6 protein-coding genes are annotated in these 5400 nt (G+C 27.0%); 2 read left to right on the forward strand and 4 right to left on the reverse strand.

Features of this window, described 5'->3' with window-relative positions; all coding sequences use genetic code 11:
* Window positions 1-471: hypothetical protein (locus tag DD829_RS17515; RefSeq protein WP_228408234.1), on the reverse strand; the 471-nt coding region annotated here is incomplete at its 3' end.
* A 127-nt stretch (window positions 472-598) separates the two neighbouring features.
* Complete coding sequence (locus DD829_RS23785) at window positions 599-769, reverse strand: hypothetical protein (protein ID WP_165814883.1); 171 nt, start codon at window positions 767-769, stop codon at window positions 599-601.
* Window positions 770-859: 90 nt separating this feature from the next.
* On the opposite strand from DD829_RS23785, the gene DD829_RS17520 reads away from it, so the two are divergent.
* Entirely contained in the window at window positions 860-1690 is an 831-nt protein-coding gene (locus tag DD829_RS17520; protein ID WP_116547992.1) for a hypothetical protein, read from the forward strand.
* A 647-nt stretch (window positions 1691-2337) separates the two neighbouring features.
* Here the strand turns inward: DD829_RS17520 and DD829_RS23790 are convergent.
* Both DD829_RS23790 and DD829_RS17525 read right to left on the reverse strand, forming a co-directional pair.
* Window positions 2338-2511: a hypothetical protein gene (locus tag DD829_RS23790; RefSeq protein WP_165814884.1), complete on the reverse strand. Its 174-nt coding sequence runs from the start codon at window positions 2509-2511 to the stop codon at window positions 2338-2340.
* A gap of 60 nt (window positions 2512-2571) precedes the next feature.
* The gene (locus tag DD829_RS17525) at window positions 2572-3165 is read right to left on the reverse strand and encodes a hypothetical protein (protein ID WP_116547993.1); all 594 of its coding nucleotides are present in this window, start codon (window positions 3163-3165) and stop codon (window positions 2572-2574) included.
* Between the two features lie 180 nt (window positions 3166-3345).
* On the opposite strand from DD829_RS17525, the gene DD829_RS17530 reads away from it, so the two are divergent.
* Entirely contained in the window at window positions 3346-5289 is a 1944-nt protein-coding gene (locus DD829_RS17530) for an AAA family ATPase (protein WP_116547994.1), read from the forward strand.
* Window positions 5290-5400 lie beyond the last annotated feature (111 nt).

Genomic DNA, 5400 nt, shown 5'->3' on the forward strand with positions numbered 1-5400 from the left:
ATCTGTAATAATATATCTATGTACAATTTTATTTCTTTCATTGTAAAGTTCAAATAATTCATTGTACAGATCAATATCTATGATTTTCATCTCTTGAGCTTCTCTATAAATATTTTTTTCATTTATTGGCTTGTCCTTATGATCTTGAAAAAGATATTTTATTCTAAATAATTTTGTGTTATCTAAAATTTGATATTTTAAAACAATAGATAGTCTAAGATAAGCATCTATCTGATTGGCATTTATAATAATAAGCTCTATGGCTGACTGATTTTCAATTGCTTTAACTTTTAAATCAAAAGTTGCTCCTAATGATGCTACGAACTTTTCATAACGGAAGAGATGAGTTGCTAATATACGGCTGTTTGGTTCTATACAGATTAATGATTTTAGGGAGTTCTCGACCTTCTCAATTTCTTTTTCTAGTTTATCATTAATCACCTTGGTCTTCTGGTAAACATATTTTGCCATGAAAAAATAATCTTTTACCGTTGTGGCCCATACCAGAATTACAAACTCATCATTCTCATTAATCACTTGTTTTATAAATTTGAGATTATTTTCAAAATATTCATGTTTATTTCTGAATCGTTGATATTTATTTTTTTTCCTTTTTATAATGACTTACTTGAAAACACCCAATAGAATTTCTAAATGGTTCAAAGCTGAATGGTGGAGAATTTTCTAAACCCACAATTTCATTTCTATAATCCCATCCCACAGGGATATCTATTTCAAAAACACCATCAGGACTAGTAAATTTTTTCATATTGCTAAGTATATTGCAAATAAGTCTAAATTACTTATTTTATATTAAATTTATTTATGATTATAAAATTACATTTATAAAAATAAGAGGATGACAAAAAGAGTTGAATATTACTATTTGCCAAAAAAATACTGGAAAAAGCATAGCTATTGTGAGTTTGTTATAAGTCAAATCGAAGAACTTATCCTTGATGAAAGATTCATTGAACTAAAAGTACAAACATTTGAATTTTCCAAAGATATAATTGACAAAATAAATGTTTCAGATGAACATCTGTTTGATAGAATGTCAGAATTAGGATTTACTAATGAATTGACAAAGGTCGTTAGAACACAGTTGGTTCTATCGCTAATAATGGAAACCTGTTACTTTATACAAGAAAGTCTTTTATGTTCACTAAAAATGCGAATGACAGTGTGTTTTACATTGCTTAGAAAACCTTTTTTGGAAATTTTAATTCTTGTTATGAGAATTCTAAACGAATCTGATTTTATTGATAAATTCAACAACCTTGAAGGATTCGACCCTATAAAAACTACACCAAATGAAAAAAGAGATTTAATACTAAAGACAAACTACTTGCTTAATGATTTATTTAATAATGAAGACTTGTATCAGTACATTTTTGACAAAGATTTTGGAGATAGCTTATTTAACATAACTAATAATGCAATTCATTTATATACAGATAGAAATCCAGTATCAGCAACAGAGAAACAAAACTTAAATTTCATATTTGGTACTCAGGAAAATATTGATGATATGTGGGAATATATATATTATAATATTCCGATGCTTTTAACATTTTTAGCTTTTTCTATTGACTTATTAGTATTTAAATCTACTACAGTAGATGAAGATGTTTTTTTGAAAAGGCATAAAATGAGAGAAAAGTTAAGAAAAAGATATAAAGTTGAATAGATAAAACTAAGAATTAATGCTAACAAATCTTTTACAGATTTAAAGCCAATTATTGTAAATTTTTGAAAAATAGCTGCAAACTATTAAATCACAATTATTATTGTTTTTGTCAAAGGTGATGTTAATTCTATTACAATTTTTTTCGATATCAATTTGTAAATCACAATTCTCTTTTATTCTGTAAAAATAAGAATACCACTTATCGCAATCTGTAGGGATAGGAAATAAAACAAATGCAATAATTCCAAAATTCGAATTAAGCTTTTTTGTATCTGATATAATAGAATTAAAATTCTTTGTTATAGGTCTTCGACAACTTTTTACACCCGGTATATTCCAATTTGTGTTTGGTGTTTTTAGTTCCACGCTGTAGAAATCATTATCTTTGAAAAAAGATAAATCATATCTATCTTTCCGTCTTTCATATGAGCTTTCAACAAAAACATCCGTGAATTTTTGTTTCTCTAATTTATTAGCTAATTCAAACTTAAGCCATCCTTCAAATTTATTTCGACTTTTACAGCAATACTGATCACTTCAGAATTCTCAAGAATAATTTCGGTAATTAATTGTTTTATTAATTGATCCAATAGTTTTATTTTTTTCGATTTAATTAAAATTAAAGTTTTAACTGCAGAATTTTACTATTATGATTCTTGTCCCCTTTCTGCATCATTTTTTCTATACCCGAAAAAGCCGGAAATTACAAATAAAAGATCATCCGTAATTTTTTTTACTTTTTCAGGTTGTTGATTTTCTACTTTTAACTGATCTTTTATTAACACAAATTCTTGACTAAAAAACTGATGAAAACCAACCATAAATAGAATGCTTAAGATTAGCTGACATTGCGCTGCCAAATTATCAAGGTCTGCTTTAAACTAAGCAGATTCAATTTCGATTTTCTTCGAACTATCTAAATTTTTTAAATAATCTGGGATTGGCTCCTTAATAGGAAAGCCGTCGTAATGTTTTACACAATTTGAAATCCAATTTATTTTCTCAGAAATTTTAAATGAGTTAATTGTTTTGAGTAAATCTTTATCTATTAATTTCTTTAGATATGAATTTAAGTCCAAAAAATTCTTTTCAAAATCAATCTCTTTAAAAAACTCATTTAGAATTCGTAAAAGAGCTTTGAGATAACCTTCATATTTATGATATGCACCAACATATCCTAATCTGATTGTTTCATAATAGTTTTCTTTGAGTTCATGACTCGAAATATTAATTAAATGCTTGTATTTTGAAGAGTTTAAGTTTCTTTGGAAATCTTGTGAAGCTCTTGATGCCGCAGGTAGAAAATATTGGATAAACAAGTTCTTGAATGAGTTTATTTCCGAAATATGTTTAACTACAAAATTAAACATCTTATTACCAAGAGGATCATCTTGTGTTAATGAAAAGTTATTTATTTGAGAAAATTGCTTTATTAAATTTTCCACTAAAATGTCAATAGGATTATTTTTTTTCATCTATCTTATTAAGTAAGTTTGTGAGATAGTTTTTAAATTGTAAAATTAAATTAATTTGCAATTATTCTATTATTCTTAAATGTAAAATTTATTTTAGGAACTAAGTTGGATTTAGTAATTTTTTTAGAATAATATCTAAAATATAAAGTAAGTTTTTTATTTTAGTGAAAACAATATCTAATGAAAATTTCAAAGGTTGCCAAAAAAAGTATTATTGAAACAATACTTTCAATATCAAATCCTTTTAACTTAACGGATAATTTTACCATAACAGATTTTCTTTTGTTAATATGGGATTTGGAAAATATGCCTTCTGAAGAAAACAGAAAGAATGCCCTAGATGATGTGGCGCAATATATGTTACGTAATGATGATTGGGATTTTGAGTTTCTCTTTTTTGAGAAGTTAGAAATTTTAGAAATTAGTACAAAACAATTTATTAGCTTTTTAAATGTAATTATTTCTCCAGATGTCAGAGAAAATGAGGATAGTATTTATCAAATTTATTTTCTAATCAATCCTTATTTAGAAAAAGAGAATTTATCTTATTATTTAAAAGAATATAATGAATTACAGCTTCCGGTTTATACTATACAAAAATTAAAAGTCGATGAGCCGAATGATATAAATGAGAATAAAATTCCAATTTTTCTTATTGATAATCCAACTGGTCGCTCAGATAGAAGAAATTCGCACGTAAAACCGAATGTTTTGCCTTCGATGGTGCTTGTTTGGAATGAGGGATGGAATGATTTTAATCTTCAGACAGAATTTGATTTGTTTTTTTATGATATTGAAGGATATGACTATTATATTGGTTCGACAAAAATTATATCAAAAAAAACTAATGTAGTTATAGATGAACTCAGAAGTTTACCCCAACCTTTTTATTTATTAAACAGTCAATTTTGTACGTTAGGACAATCGCAAAAATTCTATAATAAATTAAAGGAAAATCTAGGAAAAAATTTAGAGAGTTTTTTGTGGGCACTTAAAGATGCTGCTTTTTTTCCTGATATTGCTGAAAAATTTGAAAATGATAGCAGTTTTAATACTTCGCTTATTCGTTATAATGAAGTTGAGAGGTTACTGAGAACTGCTAAGTTCAGTATTTATGATTATGACTTGGAAAACTTGTACAACTTTAAATACAATTTTCAACCAAAATTTGCTAAAAATAAGGTTGAGATAGATTTTAGGTTTAGTGATAAAGGTTTATCTTCCAATAGGATTTATGCAATGATTGGTAAAAATGGGACAGGAAAAACACAATTCATGACTTCTCTTCCCTTAGATATTTCACAAAAAAAGAATGAGAAATTCTCTCCAAAATATCCATCCTTCAGTAAAGTAATTGCTGTTTCTTACAGCGCTTTTGATTCTTTTGAAATACCTAGAAAAACATCCTCATTTAACTATGTATATTGTGGGCTTAGAGACAGTGCGGGAGAGAGAATTACTGATAAGGGATTAGTTTTGAGGTTTCATAGTTCTAGAAAAAAACTAGAGGAACAAGAAAGAATGTCTACGTGGGTAGAATTGTTGTACAATTTTATTGAACGTGATATAATCGACTTATTCATTAAAAAAAAGAGACGAAATTACACTTTTGATTATACTGGTTTCAGTACTACACGGAAGTTGCTAAGCTCAGGACAGAGTATATTACTATATATTATTACTGAAATTGTTGCTAACATTAGATATGATTCTATTATACTTTACGACGAACCAGAAACGCATTTGCACCCAAATGCAATATCTCAATTAATAAATACAATTTATGATCTTGTAACAGAGTTTCAGTCCTATTGTATAGTTGCTACACATTCTCCCTTAATAATTAGAGATTTATTATCAAAAAATGTGCTTGTCGTTGAAAAAGAGGCAGAATATTTTTCAGTACGAAAATTAGGAATAGAGACATTTGGAGAAAATTTAACAGTTTTGACTGATGAAGTTTTCGGCAATAGAGAGATTCCCAAACAGTACCGAGAAATCTTGCGAGAGTTGGTAAGTATTGGTTTATCATATGAGGAGATAGTTGATAAATTAGAATCTGACGAAATACCTATGTCTTTGAATGCAAATATATATTTAAGTAGTTTATATGAGAAATCTTAAAGCATTTTCAAAGATTTGTATTGATTTTTTTGATGAAGTTGTCGCATCAAAAAAGGATACAATAAAAGATCCTACATATAAATATAGAATAGGTTTGTTGAAGGCTAATAT

It is taken from the genome of Chryseobacterium sp. HMWF035 (assembly GCF_003094695.1).
In the GTDB taxonomy this organism is placed as follows: Bacteria; Bacteroidota; Bacteroidia; order Flavobacteriales; family Weeksellaceae; genus Chryseobacterium; species Chryseobacterium gambrini.